The 24,482-nt window shown below is 67.4% G+C and carries 29 protein-coding genes; 15 read left to right on the top strand and 14 right to left on the bottom strand.

All coding sequences use genetic code 11. The features are described 5' to 3' along the window. The first annotated feature begins 65 nt into the window (after positions 1-65). Positions 66-1,364, top strand: coding sequence for an ABC transporter substrate-binding protein (locus AB0F86_RS14865; RefSeq protein ID WP_225278980.1), 1,299 nt, complete (start codon positions 66-68; stop codon positions 1,362-1,364). A 3-nt stretch (positions 1,365-1,367) separates the two neighbouring features. On the opposite strand, the gene AB0F86_RS14860 is transcribed toward AB0F86_RS14865, so the two are convergent. From AB0F86_RS14860 to AB0F86_RS14825, 8 genes are all read right to left on the bottom strand, one after another. Continuing rightward, entirely contained in the window at positions 1,368-2,231 is an 864-nt protein-coding gene (locus tag AB0F86_RS14860) for an EamA family transporter (RefSeq protein ID WP_356986593.1), read from the bottom strand. Beyond that, the gene (gene smpB / locus AB0F86_RS14855) at positions 2,228-2,701 is read right to left on the bottom strand and encodes an SsrA-binding protein SmpB (protein ID WP_067637187.1); all 474 of its coding nucleotides are present in this window, start codon (positions 2,699-2,701) and stop codon (positions 2,228-2,230) included. Before smpB ends, AB0F86_RS14860 begins: the two co-directional genes overlap by 4 nt. Positions 2,702-2,749: 48 nt before the next feature. Continuing rightward, positions 2,750-3,688 carry an acyl-ACP desaturase gene (locus tag AB0F86_RS14850; RefSeq protein WP_356986595.1) on the bottom strand — a complete coding sequence of 313 codons (939 nt, stop codon included), beginning with the start codon at positions 3,686-3,688 and terminating at the stop codon, positions 2,750-2,752. 125 nt (positions 3,689-3,813) lie between these two features. After that, entirely contained in the window at positions 3,814-4,431 is a 618-nt protein-coding gene (locus AB0F86_RS14845) for a YdcF family protein (protein ID WP_356986597.1), read from the bottom strand. A 170-nt stretch (positions 4,432-4,601) separates the two neighbouring features. Further along, on the bottom strand, positions 4,602-4,832 hold the full coding sequence (locus AB0F86_RS14840; protein WP_067491761.1) for a hypothetical protein: 231 nt from the start codon (positions 4,830-4,832) through the stop codon (positions 4,602-4,604). 50 nt (positions 4,833-4,882) lie between these two features. Next, positions 4,883-6,880, bottom strand: a complete 1,998-nt coding sequence (gene recQ / locus AB0F86_RS14835) for a DNA helicase RecQ (RefSeq protein ID WP_356986599.1) — start codon at positions 6,878-6,880, stop codon at positions 4,883-4,885. A 97-nt stretch (positions 6,881-6,977) separates the two neighbouring features. Further along, entirely contained in the window at positions 6,978-7,763 is a 786-nt protein-coding gene (gene hisN / locus AB0F86_RS14830; RefSeq protein WP_356986601.1) for a histidinol-phosphatase, read from the bottom strand. A gap of 356 nt (positions 7,764-8,119) precedes the next feature. Then, positions 8,120-8,704, bottom strand: coding sequence for an NAD(P)H-dependent oxidoreductase (locus tag AB0F86_RS14825; protein WP_225278976.1), 585 nt, complete (start codon positions 8,702-8,704; stop codon positions 8,120-8,122). A gap of 145 nt (positions 8,705-8,849) precedes the next feature. On the opposite strand from AB0F86_RS14825, the gene AB0F86_RS14820 reads away from it, so the two are divergent. The 6 genes from AB0F86_RS14820 (at position 8,850) to ftsX (ending at position 13,655) form a co-directional block, all read left to right on the top strand. After that, on the top strand, positions 8,850-9,707 hold the full coding sequence (locus tag AB0F86_RS14820; protein ID WP_356986603.1) for a helix-turn-helix transcriptional regulator: 858 nt from the start codon (positions 8,850-8,852) through the stop codon (positions 9,705-9,707). 54 nt (positions 9,708-9,761) lie between these two features. Further along, positions 9,762-10,880: a peptide chain release factor 2 gene (gene prfB / locus AB0F86_RS14815; RefSeq protein ID WP_067491755.1), complete on the top strand. Its 1,119-nt coding sequence runs from the start codon at positions 9,762-9,764 to the stop codon at positions 10,878-10,880. A 128-nt stretch (positions 10,881-11,008) separates the two neighbouring features. Continuing rightward, on the top strand, positions 11,009-11,866 hold the full coding sequence (locus tag AB0F86_RS14810) for a mechanosensitive ion channel family protein (RefSeq protein ID WP_225278974.1): 858 nt from the start codon (positions 11,009-11,011) through the stop codon (positions 11,864-11,866). Further along, positions 11,853-12,002, top strand: a complete 150-nt coding sequence (locus AB0F86_RS14805; RefSeq protein ID WP_157102088.1) for a hypothetical protein — start codon at positions 11,853-11,855, stop codon at positions 12,000-12,002. Before AB0F86_RS14810 ends, AB0F86_RS14805 begins: the two co-directional genes overlap by 14 nt. 61 nt (positions 12,003-12,063) lie before the next feature. Next, complete coding sequence (gene ftsE / locus AB0F86_RS14800) at positions 12,064-12,753, top strand: cell division ATP-binding protein FtsE (protein ID WP_067491646.1); 690 nt, start codon at positions 12,064-12,066, stop codon at positions 12,751-12,753. Beyond that, positions 12,753-13,655, top strand: a complete 903-nt coding sequence (ftsX, locus tag AB0F86_RS14795; protein ID WP_067491644.1) for a permease-like cell division protein FtsX — start codon at positions 12,753-12,755, stop codon at positions 13,653-13,655. The genes ftsE and ftsX overlap by 1 nt, the downstream gene beginning before the upstream one ends. An 80-nt stretch (positions 13,656-13,735) precedes the next feature. Here ftsX and AB0F86_RS14790 read toward each other — a convergent pair whose 3' ends face one another. Next, positions 13,736-14,116 (bottom strand): MerR family transcriptional regulator, encoded by a 381-nt coding sequence (locus AB0F86_RS14790; RefSeq protein ID WP_225278973.1) that lies wholly within the window; start codon positions 14,114-14,116, stop codon positions 13,736-13,738. A gap of 60 nt (positions 14,117-14,176) precedes the next feature. On the opposite strand from AB0F86_RS14790, the gene AB0F86_RS14785 reads away from it, so the two are divergent. Next, positions 14,177-14,938 carry an alpha/beta hydrolase gene (locus AB0F86_RS14785; protein ID WP_356986607.1) on the top strand — a complete coding sequence of 254 codons (762 nt, stop codon included), beginning with the start codon at positions 14,177-14,179 and terminating at the stop codon, positions 14,936-14,938. A gap of 78 nt (positions 14,939-15,016) precedes the next feature. On the opposite strand, the gene AB0F86_RS14780 is transcribed toward AB0F86_RS14785, so the two are convergent. Continuing rightward, on the bottom strand, positions 15,017-16,498 hold the full coding sequence (locus AB0F86_RS14780; RefSeq protein ID WP_356986609.1) for a glycosyltransferase family 39 protein: 1,482 nt from the start codon (positions 16,496-16,498) through the stop codon (positions 15,017-15,019). A gap of 130 nt (positions 16,499-16,628) precedes the next feature. On the opposite strand from AB0F86_RS14780, the gene AB0F86_RS14775 reads away from it, so the two are divergent. Continuing rightward, positions 16,629-18,023 carry an acyl-CoA dehydrogenase family protein gene (locus AB0F86_RS14775; RefSeq protein ID WP_067637246.1) on the top strand — a complete coding sequence of 465 codons (1,395 nt, stop codon included), beginning with the start codon at positions 16,629-16,631 and terminating at the stop codon, positions 18,021-18,023. Between the two features lie 33 nt (positions 18,024-18,056). Then, positions 18,057-19,271: an acyl-CoA dehydrogenase family protein gene (locus AB0F86_RS14770; RefSeq protein ID WP_225278970.1), complete on the top strand. Its 1,215-nt coding sequence runs from the start codon at positions 18,057-18,059 to the stop codon at positions 19,269-19,271. A 57-nt stretch (positions 19,272-19,328) separates the two neighbouring features. Here the strand turns inward: AB0F86_RS14770 and AB0F86_RS14765 are convergent, their stop codons facing one another. The 3 genes from AB0F86_RS14765 to AB0F86_RS14755 all read right to left on the bottom strand — a co-directional run bounded on the left by AB0F86_RS14765 (position 19,329) and on the right by AB0F86_RS14755 (position 20,664). Then, on the bottom strand, positions 19,329-19,730 hold the full coding sequence (locus tag AB0F86_RS14765) for a type II toxin-antitoxin system VapC family toxin (RefSeq protein ID WP_356986610.1): 402 nt from the start codon (positions 19,728-19,730) through the stop codon (positions 19,329-19,331). Beyond that, on the bottom strand, positions 19,730-19,948 hold the full coding sequence (locus AB0F86_RS14760; RefSeq protein WP_356986611.1) for a hypothetical protein: 219 nt from the start codon (positions 19,946-19,948) through the stop codon (positions 19,730-19,732). Before AB0F86_RS14760 ends, AB0F86_RS14765 begins: the two co-directional genes overlap by 1 nt. Positions 19,949-20,073: 125 nt before the next feature. Further along, a complete protein-coding gene (locus AB0F86_RS14755) occupies positions 20,074-20,664 on the bottom strand; it encodes a maleylpyruvate isomerase family mycothiol-dependent enzyme (RefSeq protein WP_356986613.1) in 591 nt (196 codons plus the stop codon). Between the two features lie 67 nt (positions 20,665-20,731). Here AB0F86_RS14755 and AB0F86_RS14750 point away from each other — a divergent pair, with 67 nt between their 5' ends. Next, the gene (locus AB0F86_RS14750; RefSeq protein ID WP_181700344.1) at positions 20,732-20,923 is read left to right on the top strand and encodes a hypothetical protein; all 192 of its coding nucleotides are present in this window, start codon (positions 20,732-20,734) and stop codon (positions 20,921-20,923) included. Positions 20,924-20,925: 2 nt separating this feature from the next. Here the strand turns inward: AB0F86_RS14750 and AB0F86_RS14745 are convergent, their stop codons facing one another. After that, positions 20,926-21,888 carry a DUF5996 family protein gene (locus AB0F86_RS14745; protein ID WP_356986615.1) on the bottom strand — a complete coding sequence of 321 codons (963 nt, stop codon included), beginning with the start codon at positions 21,886-21,888 and terminating at the stop codon, positions 20,926-20,928. Positions 21,889-22,026: 138 nt separating this feature from the next. On the opposite strand from AB0F86_RS14745, the gene AB0F86_RS14740 reads away from it, so the two are divergent. The 4 genes from AB0F86_RS14740 (at position 22,027) to AB0F86_RS14725 (ending at position 24,468) form a co-directional block, all read left to right on the top strand. Next, on the top strand, positions 22,027-23,010 hold the full coding sequence (locus AB0F86_RS14740) for a diiron oxygenase (RefSeq protein ID WP_181700348.1): 984 nt from the start codon (positions 22,027-22,029) through the stop codon (positions 23,008-23,010). A gap of 47 nt (positions 23,011-23,057) precedes the next feature. Continuing rightward, entirely contained in the window at positions 23,058-23,372 is a 315-nt protein-coding gene (locus tag AB0F86_RS14735) for a type II toxin-antitoxin system prevent-host-death family antitoxin (RefSeq protein WP_181700350.1), read from the top strand. Continuing rightward, the gene (locus tag AB0F86_RS14730) at positions 23,369-23,746 is read left to right on the top strand and encodes a hypothetical protein (protein ID WP_067491626.1); all 378 of its coding nucleotides are present in this window, start codon (positions 23,369-23,371) and stop codon (positions 23,744-23,746) included. The genes AB0F86_RS14735 and AB0F86_RS14730 overlap by 4 nt, the downstream gene beginning before the upstream one ends. Positions 23,747-23,847: 101 nt before the next feature. After that, positions 23,848-24,468, top strand: a complete 621-nt coding sequence (locus tag AB0F86_RS14725; protein WP_255495599.1) for a hypothetical protein — start codon at positions 23,848-23,850, stop codon at positions 24,466-24,468. Positions 24,469-24,482: the final 14 nt, after the last annotated feature.

The following is a 24,482-nucleotide window of genomic DNA, read 5'->3' as shown; positions in this document are numbered from 1 at the left end:
CGTTCTCGATCGGTCGAACCGGGAGAAGCGAGATCGCCTGGGCGGCTGGACCAAGGAGTTGATTGATGGCATTCCCCCGTCGGCGTGGGCTGCGCCGGGTCGCGGTGATTCCGGCTGTTGCCGGGCTGGTGCTCGCCGCGGCGTGTTCGGCAGGTGAGTCCGAGCAAGCTCCCGGCGTGAGCAGTCAACCCTGCCCCGGGTCCACGCACCCCGATCGCGGCTGCCTGTACCTGGGAGTGCTCTCGGACCTGGCCGACGGCCCGTTCTCGGCGCTCGGCTCGTCGATGAACGAGGGTCAGCTCGCGTTCTGGAACCAGGTCAACGAATCGGGTGGGATCGGTGGCTACGACATCGACATCACCACCCACAGCCGCAATACGTCCCTCGACCCGGGCAGGCATCGTGCCGGCTACGCCGAGATCGAACCGAATGTGCTCGCCCTCGCGATGAGTTTCGGCACTTCACAAACCATCGCGATGCTCAACCAGATGGACGCCGACAACATGGTGAGCACCGCCGCCACCCAGTGGTCGGGTTGGAACTACCGCAGCGCCGACCGCAACCTGGTGCTCAGCGCGGGCTATTCCTACTGCACCGAAGCGGTGATGGGCCTGGACTGGTTCGCCGAGAACCACTACGCGCCGACGAATATCGCGGTGGTGTCCTACCGGGGCAACTACGGCGGCGACTACGCCAGCGGCGCGCTCAAGTGGGCGCTCGCGAACGGCGCGACCATCGCCGACCGCATCGACACCGGGCCCAACGGCGAGGTGGGCAATCAGGACGGGCCGGTGCAGGAAGTGCTCGCCGCCAGCCCGGATCTGGTGATGCTGGCCACCGGCCCCGCCGAAACGGCCGAAATCGTGGGCAAACTCGTGCGCGCCGGGTTCACCGGCCGGTTCCTCGGTTCGCTGCCCACCTGGAACGCCGCACTGCACCAGACCGCCGCCGCGCCGGCGCTCGCCGCCCGCTACAACTACATGACTCCCGTCGACAGCTGGGCCGGCGACAGTGTCGGCGCGCAGAAGGCACGTGAGGCGACCGATCACGAACCGTCCAACTTCGGTTATTCGCTGGGTTGGGCCATCTCCTACCCGCTCAGGGCATTGCTCACCGAGGCGGCGGAGCGGGGCGAGCTCACCCGGGAGGGGTTGCGGCGGGCCGCCGAGGGGCTTGAGCCCGACGGGGAAGGCATCGTCGCCATCCATCCGGTCGGTGCGGACGCGCCCGACCTGAGCAAGGAGTGGACCGTGGTGTTCCAGCCCGACGACAGCGCGCCGATGGGTGCGCGGGCGGTCGCGGTCGGCTACCAGGGTTCGACGCTGGCCAGGCTCGGGCTGCACGAACCCTGCACCCGGTTGTAGATCTCAGCCCGCGGCGATCATCGCGACCGCCGCGAGCGCGAGTACCAGCCCGAATTTCTGGGTGCGGCTGATTCGTTCACCGAGCAGCACCATCGCCAGCAGCACGGTGGCGGCCGGGTACAGCGAACCGATCACGCTCACCACCGACAGCATCGCCCCGTGGAAGGCGTAGAGCAGGGCGGCGTTGGCGATCACGTCGAGCACGCCGACCCACAACGCCAACCGCAGCGGTTCACCGTGCAGGCCGGCGAACTGACCGGCGGCCAGAGCGCAGATCCACACCACCGCCGTCGCCGCTCCGCGCTGGCCGAGCAGCGGCCACAGCCCGGCGGCCGGGTCGGTCTCGTGCAGGAAGAAGAAGGCGAAACCGAACGCGGCGCCGGACCCGACGGTCAGCAGGGCGACACGACGGGAGAAGCGCAGTTGCCGTCCGCCGATGATCTCCTCGGTGGTCTCGTCCGGTGCCTCGCGACTCACCAGCACCACCGCGACGAGCGCGAGCGCGATACCGGCGATCGCGGCCGGGCCCGGACGCTCACCGAGGAAGAACCCCGCGATCACCGGAATACCGGCCACCAGTACCGCCGTGACCGGGGAAACCACCGCCATCGGCCCGTCGGCGAGCGCGGCGTAGAACCACCACACCGCGAGCCCGCTCGCCACACCGGCGGCCAGGCCCCACAGCATCGACGCGGTGTCGGGATGCCCGCCGACCAGCGGTGCGATCAGCAGGACCAGCAGCACCGACCATGGATACGAGACGACGACGACCCGCAGAGCGGTGACTCTGCGGGCCGCGATGCCGCCGAAGAAGTCGCTGACTCCGTAACCCGCCGCCGCGATGAGGGCGAGGACGACGGAGATCAACGCATGCCTTTGACCCGCCGACCGATCTCGCGGGTGACCTCACGCTCGGCCTGACGGCGAGCCAGGTCCTGGCGCTTGTCGTAGTCCTGCTTACCCTTGGCCAGGGCCAGCTCCACCTTCACCTTGCCGTCGGAGAAGTACATCGACAGCGGCACCAGCGTCTGGTTGCCCTCGCGGGACTTGCCGACCAGGTGCTCGATCTCACGCTTGTGTAGTAGCAGCTTGCGGTTGCGCCGGGGCGCGTGGTTGGTCCAGGTGCCGTGGCTGAACTCGGGGATGTGCAGGCCACGCAGCCACACCTCGCCGTGGTCGACCGTCGCGAAGGCGTCGACGAGCGAGGCCTTGCCCTCACGCAGGCTCTTCACCTCGGTGCCGACCAGCGCGATCCCCGCCTCGTAGGTGTCGAGGATCGTGTAGTTGTGCCGGGCCTTGCGGTTGGTCGCGATGACCTTCCGGCCTTTCTCCTTCATAACGGTCAACTGTAAGTGACGGCGCCAGCGGTTTATTCCATGGCCGGATCAGGCGCGGGCGGCGGCCCGGGCCAGCGCGCGGTCGCGTTGTTCCTCGAAGCGGGCGGCCTTGACCTCGAGATCGGTGAGATAGGCGTGCAGTTCGTCGCGGGCGCGTTCGCCCTCGGGGCCGAAATCGGAGCGTTCGAAGATCCGCCAGGTGCGCAGGACCGGCTTCAGCACGGTGTCGAGGTGCTGGCGCAGGTCGTAGACGCCGTGCTTGGCGAGCAGGACCGCGTTGCGGCGGAAGTTGGGCTGGTTGAGGCCGGGCATCTGGAAACGCAGGATCACATCGGTGATCGCGGCCATGGCCGCGTCGGGGGTGAGGTCGAGGGCGGCGCCGCACAGTTTGCGGTAGAAGATCATGTGCAGGTTCTCGTCGGCGGCGATGCGCGCGAGCATCCGGTCGGCGATCGGATCGCCGCACAGGGTGCCGGTATTGCGGTGGCTGATGCGGGTGGCCAGTTCCTGGAAGGTGACATAAGCGACGCCGCGCAGGAACTGGGACCCCTTCTCCGGCTTGGCGATACCGGCGGTCATATGCGCCATCCGCGCCTGTTCCAGGGCGACCGGGTCGACCGCGCGGGTCACCACGAGGTAGTCGCGCATGACGATGCCGTGCCGGTTCTCCTCGGCCGTCCAGCGCCCGACCCAGGTGCCCCAGGCATTGTCGAGGCCGAAGGTGTCGGCCAGTTCACGGTGGTAGGAGGGCAGGTTGTCCTCGGTGAGCAGGTTGGTGATCATGGCCGCCCGCGCCACTTCGCTGAGCCTGGACTGCCCCGGTTCCCAATCGATTCCACCCATGGCGGCGAAGTTGCGACCCTCGTCCCACGGCACGTAGTCGTGCGGGTTCCAGTCCTTGGCCTTGGCCAGGTGGTCGTTGAGGTTGTCCTCGGCCGTCGATTCGAGCTCGGCGAGGATGTCGCGGTCGGACAGGTGGAGCTGCATCTGGTGTCACCTCGAAGTTGCGGGGGAGGACTCGGAGTCCGTGCCCCTACGATCGGCCCAGGTCGTGACGGGCGTCGGCACAGTCGCGGAATACTGTGTGCGATCACAGTCGCCCGCACCGTCGGCTAGTCCGCGGGCAGCATGGGGCCGAACTGGTCGATGCTCAGCGGTAGGTGGGGCCAGGGGGCGGTGTCGGGCGTCAGTTCGCCGACCACGGTGACCCCGGCCGCGTCGAAGGCGGCGCGCGCCCGGGTGACGTGGTCGGCGGAGGTGACGAGGACGGCCGAGGTCAGGTTGTGTTCGGTCATCAGGGCGGCGGTGTGGTCGGCGTTGCCGATGGTGGAGTCGGCGTGGGGCTCACGCAGGATGCGGGCGGGGTCGATACCCGCGTCCTCGAGCCAGCTCGCCATCGCGTCGGCCTCGCTGCGACCCGCCTGTGGGTTGCCGCCGGTGACGATGATCGGCGACCACGGCGCGAACACCGCCTGCACATAGCCGGTCCGCAACCGGCGAAGCAGTTCTTCGCGCATGGTGCCCTCCGGGGTGAGTCCGTAGCCGAGGATGACCACCGCTGTGTCGCCGCCGTAGGTACCGGGCACGGTGGGCGCGACGATCCGGCGCAGATCCTGGATCACAGTGACCACCGACGGTTCCGCCGACACCGTTTGTGCTGCGGCACAGACGAATCCGGTCGCGGTGAGAGCCGTGCACACCCCTCGGATCGCCCACTTGGTCCAGACCATGGCCGTCGCCTCCTTGCGCGGACCGATCACCGTTCGATCGGTCGAGGAGGCCAACGGTGCGCCGTGGAAGGCGGCGCAGGAAGTGCTATGACGTGCGGCTACCGGAATTCACAAGGGTGTGGTGGGCGGTGCTGGTCCGCGCCATCACAAACATTACGGTCTCCGCCGGGTCAGCCGCCCGGACGCAACAGCAGATAGAGGGCGAGCGCGGAGGCGAAGACGAGGACGAGTGCCACCGTCGACCAGCGCGGCCTGCCCCGGTGCACCGGGCGGTGGCCACCGAGCAAGGACGGTGCGACCGCCGGGTCGATATGCCGATGCGGCATCGGCGCGAGGGCATCCGCGCCACCCGAGCTCGACCCACCCGACGTCTCCGACTCGGAGCCTTCACCATTGGCCATGAATCGACACTAACGCGGCACCCCCTGATCCGTCGCGAGTTCCCTTCCCGCTAGTCGCCCGCCAGCGTGGCCAGCACCCCCTCCCCGTACCGGGCCAGCTTGTTCTCGCCGACCCCGGCGACGGTGCCGAGAGCGGCGAGGTCGCCGGGTTTGCGGGCCGCGATCTCGCGCAGGGTCGCGTCGTGGAACACCACGTAGGCGGGCACACCCTGTTCCTTGGCGGTGGCCGCGCGCCAGGCCCGAAGGCGTTCGAACAGTGGCACATCGGCGGCGGGCAGGTCGGCCGCGGCCTTCGCCGCCTTGGGTGCGCGTGCGGGCCGGGTGGGGCGTTCGGGTTCGCGACGCAACGCCACCTTGCGGCCCTCGAAGAGCACTTCGTTGCCCGCGTCGGTGAGGGCGAGGACGCCGTATTCCCCCTGTACCGCAAGGAAACCGCCGGCCAGCAGCTGACGGACCACCCCGCGCCACTCGGTGTCGCGCAGGTCGGTGCCGACACCGAAGACGGTGAGTTCGTGGTGGCGGTGCTGGGTGATCTTCGGGTTGGTCTTGCCGAGCAGGATGTCGACGAGGTGACCGGCGCCGAAGGCTTGTCCGCGTTCACGTTTGAGCCGCAGCACCGTGGAGAGCAGTTTCTGCGCGGGGACGGTGCCGTCCCAGGTTTCGGGTGGGTTCAGGCACACATCGCAGTTGCCGCAGCCCTGTCCGGTCGGCTGCTGACCGAAATAGTTCAGCAGTTGCGCGCGTCGGCAATTGACCGTCTCGCACAGGGCGAGCATCGCGTCCAGGTGCAGTTGCAGTTGCCTGCGGTGGGCGGCGTCGCCTTCGCTCGAGTCGATCATCTTGCGCTGCTGCACCACATCGGCCAGCCCGTAGACCATCCACGCCGTCGACGGCAGACCGTCGCGGCCCGCGCGGCCCGTCTCCTGGTAGTAGCCCTCCACCGACTTCGGCAGATCGAGGTGGGCGACGAACCGCACGTCGGGTTTGTCGATACCCATGCCGAAGGCGATGGTCGCCACCACGACCAGCCCGTCCTCACGCAGGAACCGAGCCTGGTTCTCCGCGCGCACACGGTTGTCCAGACCCGCGTGGTACGGCACCGCCCGCACACCGTTCTCGTTGAGCATGGCGGCGGTCTTCTCCACCGAGTTGCGCGAGAGGCAGTAGACGATGCCCGCGTCGCCGGGATGCTCGGTGCGGATGAACTCGAGCAGCTGCCGGTCGGGCCGGTTCTTACCCTCGATCCGATACTGGATGTTGGGCCGGTCGAAGCTCGCGACGAACTGCTTCGCCTCACCCAGATCGAGTCGTTCGACGATCTCGGCGGCGGTTTTCGCGGTGGCGGTGGCGGTGAGCGCGATGCGGGGCACATCGGGCCAGCGTTCGTGCAGAAGCGACAGCGCGAGATAGTCCGGCCGGAAATCGTGGCCCCACTGCGACACGCAGTGCGCCTCGTCGATGGCGAACAACGCGACCGTGCCGCGATCGAGCAGCCGCAGCGTGGATTCCAGGCGCAGGCGTTCCGGCGCCAGATACAGCAGGTCCAGTTCGCCCGTCACGAACTGTGCCTCCACCATGCGGCGCTGATCGGGCGACTGGGTGGAGTTGAGGAACCCGGCCCGCACCCCGAGGGCACTCAGCGCGTCGACCTGGTCCTGCATGAGCGCGATCAGCGGTGAGACGACGACACCGACACCAGGGCGGACCAGCGAGGGCACCTGATAACACAGGGATTTGCCGCCGCCGGTAGGCATCAGGACGAGCGCATCACCGCCGCCGATGACCTGCTCGACGATGGCAGCCTGGTCGCCGCGGAAGCTGTCGTAGCCGAAGACCCGGCGTAAGACCTCGTCGGCCGTCTCACCGCGTGCGGGAGCCGCCGCCCGGCCCGGGGTGGCGGGGGCAAGATCGTCGAAGTGGAAGCCGCCGGTGTCGTCGAAATCGTGTTCGGAGACGTAACCGCCGCCCGACGAGTAGGGATCGTCGGGCGGGAAGTCTTCCGGAGGGAAGTCGTCGGCATCGGGGGCTGTGGCGCCGGAATTGCTCACCGGGCCATCCTACGATCGAGCGCCGGGACCGCAGCCCCTCCACCGACCCCGATCATGGCCACGACCGGGATCTGCTCACATGTGGATAACTCGCTTCTCACGCCCGCAAACGGGCAAGGACCTCGGAGTGCAGGGAGCCATTGGTCGCCACCGCGTCGCCGCCGTGCGGACCGGGGCGCCCGTCCAGGGAGGTGAACGTGCCGCCCGCCTCGCGGACCAGGATGTCGAGGGCCGCCAGGTCCCACAGCGAGACCTCCGGTTCGGCGGCGATATCCACCGCCCCCTCGGCGACCAAGCAATAGTTGAAGAAGTCGCCGTACCCCCGCACCCGCCACACCTCGTCGGTGAGGTCGATGAACTTCTCCCGCAGACCGCGCTCGTGCCAGCCCGACAGCGAGGAGAACGCCAGGCTCGCCGAATCCAGCTCGGCCACCGCCGACACCGTGACGGGTTTCGGGGCACCAGGATGAACCTGAGCCCACGCGCCCGACCCCGCCGCCGCCCACCAGCGCCGACCGAGTGCGGGTGCGCTGACCACACCGACCACCGGGACACCGTCCTCGAGCAGGGCGATCAGACTGGCCCACACAGGAACGCCACGAACGAAGTTCTTGGTCCCGTCGATCGGGTCGACCACCCACTGCCTCCCGGTGAACTCGGCATCGCCGCCGAACTCCTCGCCGAGGACGGCATCGTCCGGGCGTTCGGTACTCAGCACCCGGCGGATCACCTGCTCCACCGCGAGGTCGGCATCCGAGACAGGTGTGAGATCCGGTTTCGAGTCGACCTTCAGGTCCACGGCGCCGAAGCGCTCCTTGGAAATGGCGTCGGCCTCGTCGGCCAATCGAAGAGCAAGGTCCAGGTCAGCGGAGTAGGCAGCCACGAGGGGAGTTTATGGCGAGCCACACCAGCAACTCGAATGGGATTCCCCCAGTCCGCCATGACCGCACTCCCAACCCCGCACGACCCGACCTCGAGGAGGGTCCGCCGCGTAGCGGCGTAGCGGCCCGGCCGCGCGAACAGCGTTCGAAGCGCATGCGCCGCAGGCGCGAGTCTCGAGCGCTGTTCGCGCGGCCCTCCAGGGGCCGCGCTCGAGCGCGCCAGCGCTCCAACAAACACAGCCCAATACCTCCGTGGTGCACAAAACACCGCAGTGGTTCCGCACGGCGGGGAGTGCGGCAGGTAGCGGACTCGAGAGTAGCGCCATGCAGCTGAGCACCCGTCAAACGCCCCCACAGATCAAGCAGAAACCGCCACGGATCGCGCACCCGCCAATGCCGTCGCCCACCAAAACAGTTGATCGAGCATCGCTTTCGCCGCAGCCTCGAACCCCTCGGGCTCACGCAACCGACCATCCTCGTCGAACAGCAGGTAATAACGAGGGAACGACACATAATCCCGAACAGTATGTGCGTTGAGTTCGTTGAAAACCTGACGCAGATGTTCGATGGCGAGCACACCACCGGTCCCCCCGCTGTACCCGACGAACCCGATCGTCTTGCGATCCCACTGAGTGAAGTGCCAGTCGATAGCAGTCTTCAGCGCCGACGGATAACTCCGGTTGTACTCGGGCGTCAGAACAACATAAGCGTCGGCAGCAGCAAGCCGATCGGACAACGCCACCATCCCTGACGGCCGCTCGGGATCAGGATCCATCGCAGGCGGAACCGCAGGCAGTTCAGCAGGAAGGTCGAATTCGGCCAGATCGATCACATCGACATCGAACCGATCATCGACCTGCGCGGCGAACCACTCGGCGACCACAGGCCCGAACCGCCCGTCGCGGACGCTGCCGATGATGATCGCGAGTTTCAATGCGGACACGGTGTGCTCCTCGAATTCGTCGGTGCCGGCCCGATCGGCCGGTGCAACCCAATGTCGTCGCTCGCCGGCCTGTCAGGGAGACCACGCTGAGAGTGGTAGTGGCACGGCCACTCTCGGCGGCGCGAGGCTCGGTACCGTCGGTGCGATGAGCGACAACGAACTCGGTCTGTTCCTGCGCACCAAACGTGAGTCGGTCTCCCCCGCGGAGGTCGGCCTGCCGACAGGTGCGCGCAGGCGGACCCCCGGTCTGCGCCGCGCCGAGGTGGCGATGCTGTCGGGTGTGAGCGTGGAGTACCTGATCCGGCTCGAACAGGGACGCGACCGGCACCCCTCGCCGCCGGTGCTGTCGGCGCTGGCCGACACACTGCGGTTGACCCCGCGCGAACGGGTGCATCTGCATCAGCTCACCAAGGGCATGTCCGGTTTCAGTTGCGGAGCGACCGAGAACGGACCCAACCGCACGGTGCGCCCCACTGTCCGCGCGATCCTCGACCAGCTCGAACCCGCACCCGCCGCGATCACCAACCGCTTCACCGAGGTCCTCGCCTGCACCGAGGGCTACCGCAGGCTGATGGGTCCGAGCGGCCTGTTCGACCAGGGCGAACCAGCCAATATCGCGCGATTCGTCTTCACCCACCCGGGTGCGCGCGACCTCTACCCGGATTGGGACCAGGCGGCCGACAAGCTGGTGGCGTCGCTGAAACAGGGCCCGTTCCGCGCCGATCCCATGGTCGCCGCACTGGTCGACGAACTCACCGTCACCGCGGGCTCCGCCTTCACCGACCGGCTCGCGCGCCTGCCCGGCCTGCCGCCCTCGGGCGGGATCAACCGGATCAGCCATCCCGAGACCGGTGAGCTGCGGCTGGCGTACGAATCGCTCGATCTGTCCATCGACGACGATCAGCAGCTCTACGTTCTGCTGCCCGCCGACGCGGCGAGCGCCGCCGCCCTGGACGACCTCGTCGGCCGCCGCCCGGGTGGTCTGCGCGCCGTCGCGGGCTGACGTGGTGGTACGCGTGTTTCGCCGTGTCGGTGCCGACCGGTAACCTTGGACATCGTGCATCCTGACGTTATCGCCGACCTCGCCGAACTCGACACCACGCTCAAGACGGTCGAGTCGGTCCTCGATGTCGAGGAGCTGCGCCGCCGCATCGATGAACTCGAGCACCAGGCCGCCGATCCCGAACTGTGGAACAACCAGGAGCACGCCCAGCAGGTGACCAGCGAGCTGTCGCATGCCCAGAGCGAACTGCGCCGGGTGGAAGACCTGCGCCAGCGGCTCGAGGACATGCCGGTGCTCTACGAACTCGCCGAGGCCGAAGAGGGCGCAGCCGCCACCGAGGCCCTCGCCGACGCCGACGCCGAACGGGCGTCGCTGCGCGAGGACATCGAGGCGATGGAAGTGCGCACCCTGCTCTCGGGCGAGTACGACAAGCGCGACGCACTGGTCAACATCCGTTCCGGTGCGGGCGGTGTGGACGCCGCCGACTGGGCGATGATGCTGATGCGGATGTACATCCGCTGGGCGGAGCGGCACAAGTACAGCGTGGAGGTCTACGACACCTCCTACGCCGAGGAAGCCGGCATCAAGAGCGCCACCTTCGCGGTGAAGTCGCCCTACGCCTACGGCACACTCTCGGTCGAGATGGGCACCCACCGGCTGGTGCGGATCAGCCCGTTCGACAACCAGGGCCGCCGCCAGACCTCCTTCGCCGAGGTCGAGGTGCTGCCCGTGGTGGAGACCACCGACCACATCGAGATCCCCGACGGCGACATCCGGGTGGACGTGTACCGCTCCTCGGGTCCCGGTGGACAGAGCGTCAACACCACCGACTCGGCGGTTCGCCTGACCCACATCCCCACCGGCATCGTGGTGACCTGCCAGAACGAGAAGTCGCAGCTGCAGAACAAGATCTCGGCCATGCGCGTGCTGCAGGCCAAGCTGCTCGAGCGCAAGCGCCAGGAGGAGCGGGCCCAGATGGACGCGCTCAAGACCAACGAGGGCGCTTCGTGGGGCAACCAGATGCGCTCCTACGTGCTGCATCCGTACCAGATGGTCAAGGATCTGCGCACCAACTACGAGGTCAACAACCCCTCGGCGGTGCTCGACGGTGACATCGACGGCTTCATCGAATCCGGAATCCGTTGGCGCATGCGCGAACAGGCCGACGCATAGCCAGCGGTTCGCTCGCCGATGGTGTCGTTGTTCACGTTTGACGACGCGCCGTGACCGGCCTGTAACCTTTCTGGTGTGTGTTCGAACGGACCGGAACTGTGCCTGCGCGCGCCCCACGGGGCGACGCGATGAACGCTGTGCTCGCGATGAACGGCGGTACGGAGATCACCGCCTGGCTGCGTTCCAGCGGCCTGGAGATCGTCCTATTAGTCGTCGGCGCGATGCTGTTCGGTCGGTTCGCGGCGTTCGTGCGCGACCGGGTGACCACCAAGATCGATGCCTCGTTCCACTCGAGCGACGCCCTTGTCCGCACCGAGGCGGCCAAGCACCGGCACGCGCTCGCCCAGGTCATCACCTGGGTGGTGCTGACCATCGTGTATGTGCTGGTCGGCATGGAAGTGCTTCGGCGGCTGGGCTTTTCGGTGACCGGGCTCGTCGCGCCCGCGGCGGTGCTCGGCGCGGCGCTCGGTTTCGGTGCCCAGCGCATCGTGCAGGACATCCTCGCCGGGTTCTTCCTCATCACCGAACGCCAATACGGCTTCGGTGACGTGGTGCAGATCGCGGTCACCGGCTCGGCCGACCCCGCCGAGGGCACCGTCGAGGACGTGACCCTGCGCATCACCACGCTGCGCAATGCCGACGGCGAGGTGATCACCATTCCCAACGGCCAGATCGTGAAGGTGACCAACCTGTCCAAGGACTGGGCGCGCGCCGCGATCGATGTGCCGGTGTCGGCCCAAGCCGACATCAACAAGATCAACGAGGTGCTGCACGAGGTGTGCACCAAGGCCTATCAGGACGCCCGCCTGAAACCGCTTTTGCTCGACGAGCCTTCGGTGATGGGCGTGGAGGATCTGTCGCTCGACGAGATGAACATTCGGATGGTTGCCCGCACATTGCCAGGCAAACAATTCGAGGTGGGGCGTGAGCTGCGCGTGCGTGTGGCCGCCGCCCTGCGTAAGGAAGGAATCAGTGAAACCGCGTAAGTCCACGGCGATCTTGATCGCCACCTGGGTATCGACCTTCGTCGTCTACCTGTTCGTGAAGCCCGCCGACGGCACGACCACCGAACCGGTGACCCTGATCAATTCCGTCCCGTCCTGGGTGAATCCCACCCAGTAGCGCCCCGCCGACGTCGTCGGGGCATCCGTCACGAGCAGCCCGCTGGCTACACTGGCTCCTCGTGATCACCATGCGCAACGTTTCCAAGTCGTACAAAACGTCGACGCGGCCGGCGCTGGACAACGTCTCCGTCGAGGTGGACAAGGGCGAGTTCGTTTTCATCATCGGCCCGTCCGGTTCCGGCAAGTCGACGTTCATGCGACTGCTGCTCAAGGAGGAGGCGCCGACCTCCGGGGAGATCCGGGTGGCCGATTTCCGGGTCGACCGGTTACCCGGCCGCAAGGTGCCGAAGTTGCGCCAGCGCATCGGGTGCGTGTTCCAGGATTTCCGGCTGTTGCAGCAGAAGACCGTGGAACAGAACGTGGCGTTCGCGCTGGAGGTGATCGGCAAGCGCCGTCAGTTCATCGAGCGGACCGTGCCGGAGGTGCTCGACATGGTCGGGCTCGGCGGCAAGGGCAATCGGTTGCCCTCGGAGCTGTCCGGTGGTGAGCAGCAGCGTGTGGCGATCGCGCGCGCGTTCGTCAACCGGCCGCTGGTGCTGCTCGCCGACGAGCCGACCGGCAACCTCGACCCCGAGACCAGCGCCGACATCATGGCGTTGCTGGAGCGGATCAACCGGGTGGGCACCACGGTGCTGATGGCCACCCACGACAATCACATCGTCGACGCGATGCGCAGGCGGGTGGTGGAACTCGACCACGGCAGACTCGTGCGCGACGAGGCGACCGGTGTCTACGGGGTGGGGCGATAATGCGACTGAGTTTCCTGTTCACCGAGGTCGCCGACGGTCTGCGCCGCAACCTGACGATGACCGTCGCGATGATCCTGACCACCGCGGTGTCGCTGATGATGCTCGGCGGCGGCATGCTGTCGGTGCGGATGGCCGACAAGACCGAGAACTTCTTCATCGGCCGCCTCGAGGTGCGCTTCTATCTCGACGACTCGGTGTCGGAGACCGATCCCGACTGCGCCGCCGAGCCGTGCAAGTCCCTGCTGGCCGACATGAAGCAGACCTCGGGCGTGGAGAGCGTGCAGTTCCTCAACCGCGCCGACGCGCTCGAGGAGGCCAAGAAGCTGTTCGAGGACCAGCCGGAGATGGTGCAGTACATCGCCGACTCTCCCCTGCCCGCCTCGCTGCGGGTGAAGATGACCGACGCCGACCAGTACCAGCACATCTACGACGCGTTCGCGACGCGGGAGGGCGTGCGGATCGTCGCCAACGACAAGGAGTTCGTCGACCGGCTGGTGAGCTTGTTCGACGGCTTGCGCAATGCCGCGTTCGGGCTGGCGCTCGTGATGGCGTTGGCCGCGATGCTGCTGGTGCTCAACATGGTGCAGATCGCGGCGTTCACCCGGCGCACAGAAGTCGGCATCATGCGCCTGGTCGGTGCGACGCGCTGGTATACGCAGCTACCGTTCCTGCTCGAGGCGGTCGCGGCCGCCTTCGTGGGTTCGGTGCTGGCGGTCCTCGGCCTGGTGATCGCGCGTCCGCTGGTGATCGACCGGGCGCTCGGCCCGCTGTTCGACAGCAATGTGTTCCCGCGCATCACCGGTGACGACATCGCGGTGGTCGCCCTGACCATCGCGCCCGTCGGCATCGTCTTCGCCGCCGTCACCGCCTATCTCACGCTGCGGTTCTACGTGCGCGAATGAGTTCGAAACCGCTCTCGACGGGGCGCCGGTCGGCTCGACGTAGTGACCGCTCCCGGTGGTGACGGCGGCGGCGCCTCGATCTACCGGCTCACACCGGGGATCGGTGCGCCGCTGCCTGCGAGACTCGCGTCGAGCTGGGCGGCGAGGTGTGCACGCTGACGGTCGAGGTCGGCGATGCGGCGGTCCAGCTCGGCCGTCCGATCGGCCATGATGCGCACCGACTTCTCGCAGGCCTGGACCGGCCCGTCGTGCTCGGCGCACGGGAGCAGGTCGGCGATCTCGTCGGTATTCAGGCCCGCCGCCAGCAGGTCCCGGATACGGGCGACCCTGGCGACCGCTGCCTCGGGATAGCTGCGATAGCCGTTGCTGTCGCGGCGCGGATGCAGCAGACCCTGTTCCTCGTAGTAGCGCAGCAGCCGGGTGGCGACCCCGGTGCGCTGCGCGAGTTCGCCGATCAGCATGTGATCACCGGCACGTTCGGCTTGACCTTCACACCCATGTCAACCCCTAACGTCGCCGTCATGACGACAATTCCGCTGCACACCACCGTTCACGGCTCCGGCCCCGGCATCGTGCTCGCCCACGGCGCGGGCGGCGGCATCGAGAGCAATTTCGGCCCCGTGATCCCCGCCCTCGCCGCCGGTCACACCGTGGTCGCCTCGGACTATCCGGGCGACGACACCCCGTTGACCCTCGACGCCCTCGCCGACGCGCTCGTCGCGGCCGCCGTAGACGCGGGGGTCGAGACGTTCACCATCGTCGGGTTCTCCCTCGGCACCGCGGTGGCCGTGCGCGCCGCAACCCGCCATCCCGACCGGGTCACCGGGCTGCTGCTCACCGCGGGGTTGGCCACACCCGACCACCGCGCGCGTCTGGCCGTGCAGGCCTGGCAGGATCTGCTCGACCGGGACGCTCGCGAGGCCTTCGCACGCTTGGTCCTGCTCACCGGGTTTTCCACCGATTTCGTGAACGGTCTACCGACCGGCACGGTCGACGATGTCGTCCGCCAGACCGCCGCCGCGATCCCCGGCGGGACCCGCGCACAGGCCGCCCTCGTCGAAACCGTCGATACGACAGCAGATCTCGCCGCCATCGCAGTGCCGACCCTCGTCGTCGCGACCACCGCCGACCTGCTCGTCGATCCGGCCGGCTCACGAGCCCTTGCCGCCGCGATCCCCGGCGCCGAGTACGCGGAGATCGCGGCCGGGCATGTGGTGATGGTCGAGCGACCCGAGGAGTGGCAGAAGGTGCTGACCGACTTCCTCGACCGGCACGGGCTCTGAAGGTCCCTGCGGCAGCGGAGTCGGCACGACCGCCAGATGACGTGGGCGCCGACGCCTGCCCGCGACAGCGAGATCGGGTCAGCCGAGAGTCCGCAACTCCGGCCAGACCTGCGACCAGGGTCGAATCGGGTTGCGGCAGAGGAACAATGGTTCACCCTGTTCGTCGTTGTCGATTCCGAGGCCGTTGTCGAGGACGCCTCGGGGTTCGATGCTCGCACAGAGCCCGGCGAGCCGCTCGCGGTCGATACCCACGGTGAGGACCACCGTGATCGAATCGGGTGGCGGTCCCCACCACCAGTAGGCGTTGTGACCGGAATACGGTGTGGGCAGGCCATATTCGTGACCGAAGTGCTCGATAGCGCCTGCTCCGCCGTAGTTGGCGGTGAGGATCGAAGCACCCGGCGGACGGGCGGCGGCGATCTGTTCGACGTATCGAGGCCAGCCGATGGTTTCGCCCGCGTCGTAGTTGACGGCGAGAACAGGTGACGACGGGATCGCCTCGATCGGCAGCACCGGTAGGAACAGCGACGCGGACATGACAGCGTTGAGCGCGATCACGGAAGCTGCTGCGAGCCAGCGCTTCCCGGCCCCCCTGAGCCACCGGGCAAGGCCGACCGATCCGGCCGCGAGCAACACCGGATACATCCCACCGAGGTAGTACGCCTTGCCACCGGTCACGAGGAAGAGCACGAACAACACCGCGTAGGTCAGCGGAAACGCGCGGTAGCGCGAATGCCACAACCGCCACAACCCGTAGACCCACAGCGGAACCAGCAGCGGACCGAACAACCCGAACTGCAAGAGCACGAACATGATCGGCGAATCCGAGGTCCCCGACGAACCGCCCGCGATGGCCCGGCTCAGCTCCCATTGCGGCCAGCCGTTGCGCGCCTGCCACCACAGATAGGGCAGCGCCGTCACCACCGCGATGCCGACGGCGCACGGAAAGTACTTCGTGGTGAACACCTTTCGCTGCCCAGTCAGCAGCAACGCCAGTACCAGCACCGCCACCGGTGCGATCAACAGCACCTTGTTCAACAATCCGACGCCGACGAGCACGCCGATCAGCAACCACCAGCGCGGATCGCCAGTCCACGTCGTCTCGCGGTCGACCGGTGCGCTCGACACCACCATCGGCGACGCGCCCTCCGGTGCCCGCAGCAGTTTCAGCACGAGCAGGCACACCAGCGACCACGCGGCGAGGTCGAACACGGTCGTGGTGAGCAAATGCCCGACGCCCTGCACCAGCGCCGCGCTCGCTACCGCCGCGGCCGCCAGCGCCCGCGCGCCACGCCCACCACCCAACTCCCCCGCCATCCAGCCCGCGCAGACGACAACCACCGCCGCGGCGACGACCGAAGGCAGCCGCAGCACCCACAGCGCGTCGGGGTCGACCACCGACATCACCCGCGCGAGAAACGGCACGAGCGGTGGCTGGTCCGGATAGCCCCAGGCCAACCGCCTGCCCGCCGCGAGGAAGTACAGCTCGTCGCGGTGATAGCCGTAGCGGCCCGAGGTCACCAGCAGGACGAGCGCGAACACCGATACCAGGACGCGCACCTGTGCAGCGTGACAGAATCCGGCGATTTCCCGGTTCTTCCTTGCGCTTCTTACTCCGGAGTAAGATAGTCTTACCGGAGAGTAAGATAGTGGGGCCACGGAGCGTCCCGACAGCCGAGGAAATCAGGTGATGATGAGCACTCGAGACAGCGCGACGAAGCGACGTCCGAACGACACGTCCGCGGTCGGCCTCAACCAGCCCAAACGGGACTGGATGGGCGCTGCGATGCGCGCGTTGACGACGGTGACCGGGTCGGAGTTCGCCGGCAAGTACAAGCTGCGCAAGCCCATCGAACGCATCACCTATGAGGGCACCAAGACCGGGTTCCGGACCCTTGGCGCGGCGACCCGCACCTTCGGCAAGGTCACCGGCGGCGGCGAGCCCAAGCGGCTACCCGACAACGAGGCCAAGACCAAGGACTACTTCGACCTCACCCCCACCGACGACCAGAAGATGATCGTCGAGACGGTGAAGGATTTCGCCGGTGAGATCCTGCGCCCGGCTGCCTACGAGGCCGATGCGGCCGCCAAGGCGCCGCGCGATCTGCTCGATCGCGCCGCCGAACTCGGCATCACCCTGATCAATGTGCCCGAGGAGCTCGAGGGCGCGGCCGCCGAGCGCGGCGCGGTCACCAATTCGCTGGTGGCCGAGGCCCTCGCCTACGGCGACATGGGTCTCGCGCTGCCGATTCTCGCGCCGAGCGGCGTGGCGGTCGCGCTGTCGCAGTGGGGCACCGACGCCCAGCAGCGCACCTACCTGCCCGCCTTCACCGGCGAGAACGTGCCGCAGGCCTCGGTGGTCATCAGCGAGCCGCGCGCCCTGTTCGACCCGTTCGCCCTGCAGACCAAGGCCACCCGCTCCCCCAGCGGCTACCGCCTCAACGGCGTGAAGAGCCTGGTCCCGGCGGCCGCCGACGCCGAATTGTTCCTGGTGGCGGCCGAGCTCGACGGGCGCCCGGCGCTGTTCATCGTCGAGTCCGACGCGGCGGGCCTGGTGGTGGAGGCCGACCCGAGCATGGGCCTGCGCGCCGCCGGTCTGGGTCGGCTGATCCTGGACAACGTCGCGGTCGGTACCGACGCGATCCTCGGCGACGGTGACGCCGCCGCCCGCGCCGCCGAGTACGCCGACGCCGTGCAGCTGGCCCGCCTCGGCTGGGCCTCGCTCGCGGTCGGCACCGGTCAGGCCGTGCTCGACTATGTGATCCCCTACGTCAACGAGCGTGAGGCGTTCGGCGAGCCGATCTCGCACCGCCAGGCGGTGGCGTTCATGGTCGCCAATATCGCGATCGAGCTCGACGGTCTGCGCCTGGTCACCCTGCGCGGTGCCTCGCGCGCGGAGCAGGGCCTGTCGTTCGCCCGTGAGGCGGCGCTGGCGCGCAAGCTCGCCACCGACAAGGGCATGCAGATCGGCCTCGACGGTGTGCAGTTGCTCGGCGGCCACGGCTTCACCAAGGAGCACCCGGTCGAGCGCTGGTATCGCGATCTTCGTGCCATCGGCGTCGCCGAGGGCATCGTGCTGGTGTAGCGGCCGCTTTTCTTACCTTCCAGGAGACTTCCCATGATCAATCTCGAACTCCCCAAGAAGCTGAAGGCGAGCGCCAACCAGGCCCACCAGGTCGCCGCCCAGATCTTCCGTCCGATCTCACGCAAGTACGACCTCGCCGAGCATGCGTACCCGGTCGAACTCGACACCATGTCGGCCATGGTCGAAGGCCTCGCCGACTCGGGCACCCAGCAGATCGGCGGCGCCTCCGGCGGTCGTGGCGACACCGCGACCGACCTGCTGACGGCCAACGCCAACGGCGGCAACATGTCGTCGCTGATGAACACCCTCGAAACCGCGTGGGGCGATGTCGGCCTGCTGCTGACCATCCCCTACCAGGGCCTTGGCAACGCGGCGATCGCGGCCGTGGCCACCGATGAGCAGCTTGAACGCTTCGGCAAGGTGTGGGCCTCGATGGCCATCACCGAGCCGGCGTTCGGTTCCGACTCGGCCGCCGTATCGACCACCGCCGTCCTCGACGGTGACGAGTGGGTCCTCAACGGTGAGAAGATCTTCGTCACCGCAGGCGAGCGGTCCACTCACATCGTGGTGTGGGCGACGGTCGACAAGAGCCTCGGCCGGGCGGCGATCAAGTCGTTCGTCGTCCCGCGTGACGCTCCGGGTCTTTCGGTGGCGCGGCTCGAGCACAAGCTGGGCATCAAGGCCTCCGACACCGCGGTGCTGCTGCTGCAGGACTGCCGCATTCCGAAGGACAACATCCTCGGTTCGCCGGAAGTGAACGTGGAGAAGGGTTTTGCCGGGGTCATGCAGACCTTCGACAACACCCGCCCGCTGGTGGCCGCCATGGCCATCGGTGTCGCCCGCGCCGCGCTCGAGGAGCTGCGCACCATCCTCACCGAGGCAGGTGTCGACATCTCCTACGACACCCCCGCGATGAACCAGCACGCCGCGGCGGCCGAATTCCTGCGGATGGAAGCCGATTACGAGGCGGCCTACCTGCTCGCCCTGCGCGCGGCGTGGATGGCCGACAACAAGAAGCCGAACTCGCTCGAGGCCTCCATGTCGAAGGCCAAGGCGGGTCGCACCGGCACCGACGTCACCCTCAAGGCCGTGGAACTCGCAGGCGCCGTCGGCTATTCGCAGCGACTGCTCCTGGAGAAGTGGGGCCGCGACTCGAAGATCCTCGACATCTTCGAAGGCACCCAGCAGATCCAGCAGCTCATCGTCGCCCGGCGCATCCTCGGCAAGACCAGCGCCGAACTGAAGTGATCGGTTAGCGAAACCGGTGCGGATCATACAGATCCGCACCGGTTTCGTATTCGTAGCTCACCTCGACGAACCCGGAGACTCCCAGTTCAAGCCGGCAGCTTCGGCCGCTTCGCCCAGGCGCTTGTCGAAGGTCACCAATGCCGTCAGATCGGCGGCGAGCTCCAGCGCGGTCGCGAGATGGATCGCATCGAGGCTGCGGATCGACGGCGGTGACACCGCAGCGGCATTCGCCCGCACAATCGGATCGATCTCCACGCGGTCCACCCGTGCCAGCACGGCGGGCACATTGATCAAATCCGCGGGAGCGGCCACCCGGACCGCACGGACGAGTTCCACCTCGGCCAGCGCTGAAGTCAGCCACGCCATCTCGGTTCGCTCGCCGAGCCAATCGAGCAGCGCATCGGTCTCTGCCTCCCGGTGGACCAGCTTCACCAACGCGCTCGTGTCGAAGTACAGCATCAGTAGCGTTCGCCGTCCCTGAGGTCCTGCAAGGCGGCGCTGACAGCGTTGTCGCTATCGGTGTCGGTCGAGCCACGGCGCAGCTGCGCCAGCAACTCAGCACGTCCTTGTGTAGCCGGACGCGCCCGGCGTTGCGCGATGAGTCTGGAGCGCACATCGCCATCCGGGTCGACCGGAACGATGCGTCCGATAACACGTCCACGCTCGGTGATGTCCACCGATTCCCCCGACTTCACCAGCGCGAGACACCGAGCCGTGTGGTGCGAGAGTTCACGAACTGGAACAGTAGCCATAGCTTAAGTGTGACACTTTTTTGTAAAACATGCATGAAGCGGTCGGTCGGCTAAGCTGGCCGACCGGTGGCGAGAAGAAGCAGGTCGATGGCGGGGGCTTTGATGTCTTCGGGGCCTTCGCCGTAGGTCCAGTCGGTGTCGGTGGCGGTCAATCGGGTTGCGCGGAAACGTTTCTTGGCGCCGTAGAAGCGGCTGGCGATGGTGTAGTCGAGAGCGGGGACGACGCGGTCGACGGGGGTTTCGTAGGGGCGGGCGAGGGGGCGGGCGATGTCTTGGCCGTGGACGATGATGTCGACCAGGGGGTCGAGGACGCCGGCGCCGGGTGCGCGGCGGGTCGAGTCGGCGAAGGCGCGGAGTTCGGTGAGCAGTTCGGCGGGGGTGTGGCGGGCGGCGCGGGTGGTGGCCATGTCGGCGTTCATCCGGTTCCAGTTGCCCTTGGCGCGCACGACGGCAACGAGGGTCTCGCGCAGCGTATCGGTGGTGCTGACGTGAGCGAGGACGTCGTGGATCGTCCAGCCGGGGCACAGCGACGGCGTTGCCCATTCGCCGGGGGTGAGGTCTTCGAGAAAGTCGGCGAGGGCGAGCCGTTCGGCTCGCACCCAGTTCTGCACCTGCGCGTCGTCCATGACCACGTCTCCCATTCGTCGCTCGCTACAGGTACCGACGACGCGACCGCCCGAAACTCATCGACGTGCGATGATTCGCACCGTGGGGAAGAACTCGAAGCCGAATGCCGTGATGATCCTGGGCGTGGCCGGTGGCGTGGCGATCGGTTTGCTCGCCGCGAACTGGAGTGCGATGCGAGCGGCCGTCTACGCGGTGATCTGGCTGGTCGCGGCGGGAATCCTGCTCTACCGGCAGCGCCGGGAAGCAGCGGAGAAGACCGCCGAACGGGAGTGATCTCAGATGGTTGTCGTGTCGTCGGCGTGGAGGCGGCGGTCCAGGCGGTGCGGGTTCACGTCGAGCAGCACCCGATCCCAGTCGGCAAGGTCGGCAGCGGCGGCGTAGGTCGTATCGAGGAAGTGCAGGAGGGTGGCGTCGGGGTCGTCCGACTCACGAACCACCTCGTACGGCAGGACGAACTCGCCGAGTGCCGCGTCCCAGTGCGCGCCGTCGGGTCCCACGGGCCGCGACGAGTACCCGTCGGGGGCCGGATAGCTGTAGGCGTAGAACATGCCTTCGGTTCCGCCGGGCCAGAAACCCGCGCTGGCGCATTCACGCGAATACGCCTCCTCCATCACCCAGTTCGCGCAGTTGGGTGCCCCGCCGGGATGCGTGGGCGCGCTACGCCCGGAGAAGCGGGTGCAGGCCAGGTCGAGCGAACCCCAGAACAGATGCACCGGGCTGGACTTTCCGGCGAAGCCGGCTCGCCACAGCTGGAACACCCGGTTCGCCTGCACGAGTTGCTGCCAGTAGATGCCGACCGCATCGGCGTCGTAGGACTGATGAACGGTGTCCTCGGCGAACGGGATCGCGGGGTCGACCTCGTTCGGTGAGGCCTCGATATCGACCGTGATGTCCAAGCGTCCGAGCACCGCGACGAGCTCGGCGTAGAAATCGGCGACGGTGCGTGGTCGCAGCGCGAGCGTGGCCCGGCGTCCGTCGCTGGTGCGCAGCACGAGTTCGTGTGCGGCGAAATCGAATTCGATGTCGAGAATGCGGCCGTCGACCGGGATGGCGCCGGTGGCCAGCCCCCGCGCGCTCACCGTGAACGTGACGTTCCACCAGTGGTTGATCAGCGGCGTGCCCGCCATCTTCAGCTTGCCGACGATCTGCGACCACATGTGCAGGGTGTCGCGGGTATCGGCCCAGGTGTCGACCTTCAGGGCAGGCCAACGGGCCTTCTCCGGTGTCAGTCGAGGCATCGGGTTCTCACTCCTTCGGTGCGCGGCGGGGCGATCGGATTCCGTGGAGCAGCCTCATCCTACGGCGAGTCGACACTTGTCTGAGACCCCGGGTCTCATATAACGTGCGAGCTGCGCCACACGAAGGAGACACCGCTGATGCTGTCGACAGCCAAGAACACCGCGACCGATCCCGAGTACCACGAGATCCTGCGCAACCTGTCCGAAGGCTCGGTGAACCGGCACTTCGATCCCTATGTCGACATCGATTGGGATTCGCCCGAGTTCGCCGTGCACAGCGACGACCCGCGCTGGATCATGCCCGACGAGGACCCGCTCGGCCGTCACCCCTGGTACAAGGCGCAACCGATCGAGAAGCAGATCGCCATCGGGATGTGGCGCCAGGCCGGTATCGCCAAGGTCGGCCTGGATTTCGAGCAGCTGCTCATCCGCGGGCTGATGCAGTACCTGATCTCGGTACCCAACGGTGATCCGGAATTCCGGTACGTCACGCACGAGGCTGCCGAAGAGTGCAACCACACGATGATGTTCCAGGAGATGATCAACCGCATCGGCTACCGCGATGTGATCGGCATGGGCACGATCGACCGCAAGCTCACGATGATCATCTGGCCCGCGGTCAAGTACTTCCCCGAGCTGTTCTTCACGATGATCCTCGGCGGCGAGGAACCGATCGATCACCTGCAGAAGTCGCTGCTGCGCGGCGGTGTGGACCTGCATCCGATGGTGCACCGGGTGATGCAGATCCACGTGGCCGAAGAGGCCCGCCACATCTCCTTCGCCCACGAATACCTGCGCCGCAATGTGCCGGGCATGAACGTGGTCACCAAATCCCTGCTGTCGGTGCTGTTCCCGGTCGCGATGCGGATCATGCTCGACATGATCATGACGCCGCCCAAGGAATTCGTCGAGAAGTTCGACATCCCCGCCGAGGTGATGCGCGAGGCCTACTGGTCGAATCCGGAATCGCAGACCATGATGCGCAACATCTTCGGCGATGTGCGCGCGCTGGCCACCAACAGCGGGCTGATGAACCCGGTTTCGCGCCTGGCGTGGCGGCTGCTCGGCATCGACGGACCCGTCACCCGGTACCGCAGCGAACCGGCCCGCAAGGCCGCCTGAGCCGAAATTCGCCGTATCCCACTGTACACAGCGATGTACAGTGGGATATGGCCGATTACGACAGTGTTCCGCTGACCGAATTACGGGGTCAGCTCGGTAGTGTTTTCGACGGGGTGTCCGCGAGCGGACGACCGGTGATCGTCACCAGGGAGGGGAAAGAATTGGTCGCAGTGGTACCGGCGGAAGTCTTGCGGCACGCGGCATTGCCGCCCGCCTATTTCAACGACGACCTGCGCGAACAGATCCTCGGCAGACTCGACGACCGGATCAAACAGCATTCCGCCGAAGACATCGCCGAGGCGGAGGCGAAACTGAGCAAGGTGATGGGCGCGCTCGACGGCACGAGCGCGAGCCGCCGGTGAGCGTCGCCGACCACACCGCCCTCACCTCGCTCGCCCTGTCCCCGCTGTTCGGGCAGGTCATCATGCGCCAGTTCACCCAGCAGCGCCGCATCATGGTGGTGCCGACGGTGAGCCTGATGGCCGCCATGCGCGCGGTCGACAATGTCGACGAACTCGGCCGCCTGCTCGACAACCGGGTCGCGGTGCGCTGGGCCGATCTCGACGCGGCGGGCGCCATTCGCACGGGAACCACCGTTCCCATCGCCGACAATCACACCGATTGGCCGCTCATCGCACCGGTTGTCTTCACCGCGCAGAATCTCGACATGCCGGTGCTCACCGCGAAACCCGAGTTGTATCGCGGATACAAGGTGCACGTAGCCCCCATGCCCTGAACTGTATTTTCGCAGGGGCGGGCGATAAACGTGATCCAGGTCTCCGTTACGGTGCCAGCGACAGGAAAAGCTGTACCAGGAACACTCTAGGAGAGCTGGTTATGCAGAGTTTCATGCGTCGTTTCACCACCGCGGTAGCCGCCACCTCGGCCGCCGCCGCCATTGTTTTCGCCGGCCCCGCGGCCGCCGAGCCGACCGAAACCAAGACCGTCGACGTGGCCGCCGCCGTTTCCCAGTTGCGTACCTCGGTCGCGGGCAACCCGGGTGCCCTCGCCGCGCTGGACCAACTCGTGGCCGACGGCACGGTCGATGTCGCCCTGCCCGCCCAGCCGTTCCAGATCCCCGCCACCTCGGATATCGGCCAGAACGGTGGCGGTCCCGGCGTGTACGGCTCGGGTATCGCCCTCGATGTCGACGGTTTCCGCTTCGGCTTCTTCGGCGGACCGGGCACCATCTCGCCGAATCAGAACGGCGCCAAGCTCGAGGTGATGTGGCTGAACCTGTCGAACGGGCAGAGCGGTACCGCTGTGCTCACCGAGCACATGGACGTCCCCGTCGACACCACCATCCGCACCGCACCGCTGAACACCGGCGGCGGCCTGATCGTCGCCGCGGTGTACGGCAGCCTGTGGCACCGCTGGCCCGACGCAGGCCAGCCGGACGGTTACGCCTACCGGCTGGGCCACATCCAGCAGCCGTCGTTCGGCGCCGTCACGCGCTGATTCGCACCGACCAC

This window comes from Nocardia sp. NPDC023733, from assembly GCF_040639775.1.
GTDB classification, from domain to species: domain Bacteria; phylum Actinomycetota; class Actinomycetes; order Mycobacteriales; family Mycobacteriaceae; genus Nocardia; species Nocardia rosealba.
Note: the sequence above shows the minus strand (reverse complement) of the source record. Positions and strands in the feature narration are given on the sequence as shown.

Bases quoted from the DNA above. Each gene is read 5' to 3' on its own strand.
- AB0F86_RS14865 (WP_225278980.1), top strand. From the start codon at position 66: ATGGCATTCCCCCGTCGGCGTGGGCTGCGCCGGGTCGCGGTGATTCCG.
- smpB (WP_067637187.1), bottom strand. From the start codon at position 2,701: ATGAAGGAGAAAGGCCGGAAGGTCATCGCGACCAACCGCAAGGCCCGG.
- AB0F86_RS14850 (WP_356986595.1), bottom strand. From the start codon at position 3,688: ATGCAGCTCCACCTGTCCGACCGCGACATCCTCGCCGAGCTCGAATCG.
- AB0F86_RS14845 (WP_356986597.1), bottom strand. From the start codon at position 4,431: ATGGTCTGGACCAAGTGGGCGATCCGAGGGGTGTGCACGGCTCTCACC.
- AB0F86_RS14840 (WP_067491761.1), bottom strand. From the start codon at position 4,832: ATGGCCAATGGTGAAGGCTCCGAGTCGGAGACGTCGGGTGGGTCGAGC.
- AB0F86_RS14820 (WP_356986603.1), top strand. From the start codon at position 8,850: ATGAGCGACAACGAACTCGGTCTGTTCCTGCGCACCAAACGTGAGTCG.
- AB0F86_RS14810 (WP_225278974.1), top strand. From the start codon at position 11,009: ATGAACGCTGTGCTCGCGATGAACGGCGGTACGGAGATCACCGCCTGG.
- ftsX (WP_067491644.1), top strand. From the start codon at position 12,753: ATGCGACTGAGTTTCCTGTTCACCGAGGTCGCCGACGGTCTGCGCCGC.
- AB0F86_RS14790 (WP_225278973.1), bottom strand. From the start codon at position 14,116: ATGCTGATCGGCGAACTCGCGCAGCGCACCGGGGTCGCCACCCGGCTG.
- AB0F86_RS14785 (WP_356986607.1), top strand. From the start codon at position 14,177: ATGACGACAATTCCGCTGCACACCACCGTTCACGGCTCCGGCCCCGGC.
- AB0F86_RS14775 (WP_067637246.1), top strand. From the start codon at position 16,629: ATGATGAGCACTCGAGACAGCGCGACGAAGCGACGTCCGAACGACACG.
- AB0F86_RS14770 (WP_225278970.1), top strand. From the start codon at position 18,057: ATGATCAATCTCGAACTCCCCAAGAAGCTGAAGGCGAGCGCCAACCAG.
- AB0F86_RS14765 (WP_356986610.1), bottom strand. From the start codon at position 19,730: ATGCTGTACTTCGACACGAGCGCGTTGGTGAAGCTGGTCCACCGGGAG.
- AB0F86_RS14755 (WP_356986613.1), bottom strand. From the start codon at position 20,664: ATGGGAGACGTGGTCATGGACGACGCGCAGGTGCAGAACTGGGTGCGA.
- AB0F86_RS14745 (WP_356986615.1), bottom strand. From the start codon at position 21,888: ATGCCTCGACTGACACCGGAGAAGGCCCGTTGGCCTGCCCTGAAGGTC.
- AB0F86_RS14740 (WP_181700348.1), top strand. From the start codon at position 22,027: ATGCTGTCGACAGCCAAGAACACCGCGACCGATCCCGAGTACCACGAG.
- AB0F86_RS14735 (WP_181700350.1), top strand. From the start codon at position 23,058: ATGGCCGATTACGACAGTGTTCCGCTGACCGAATTACGGGGTCAGCTC.
- AB0F86_RS14725 (WP_255495599.1), top strand. From the start codon at position 23,848: ATGCAGAGTTTCATGCGTCGTTTCACCACCGCGGTAGCCGCCACCTCG.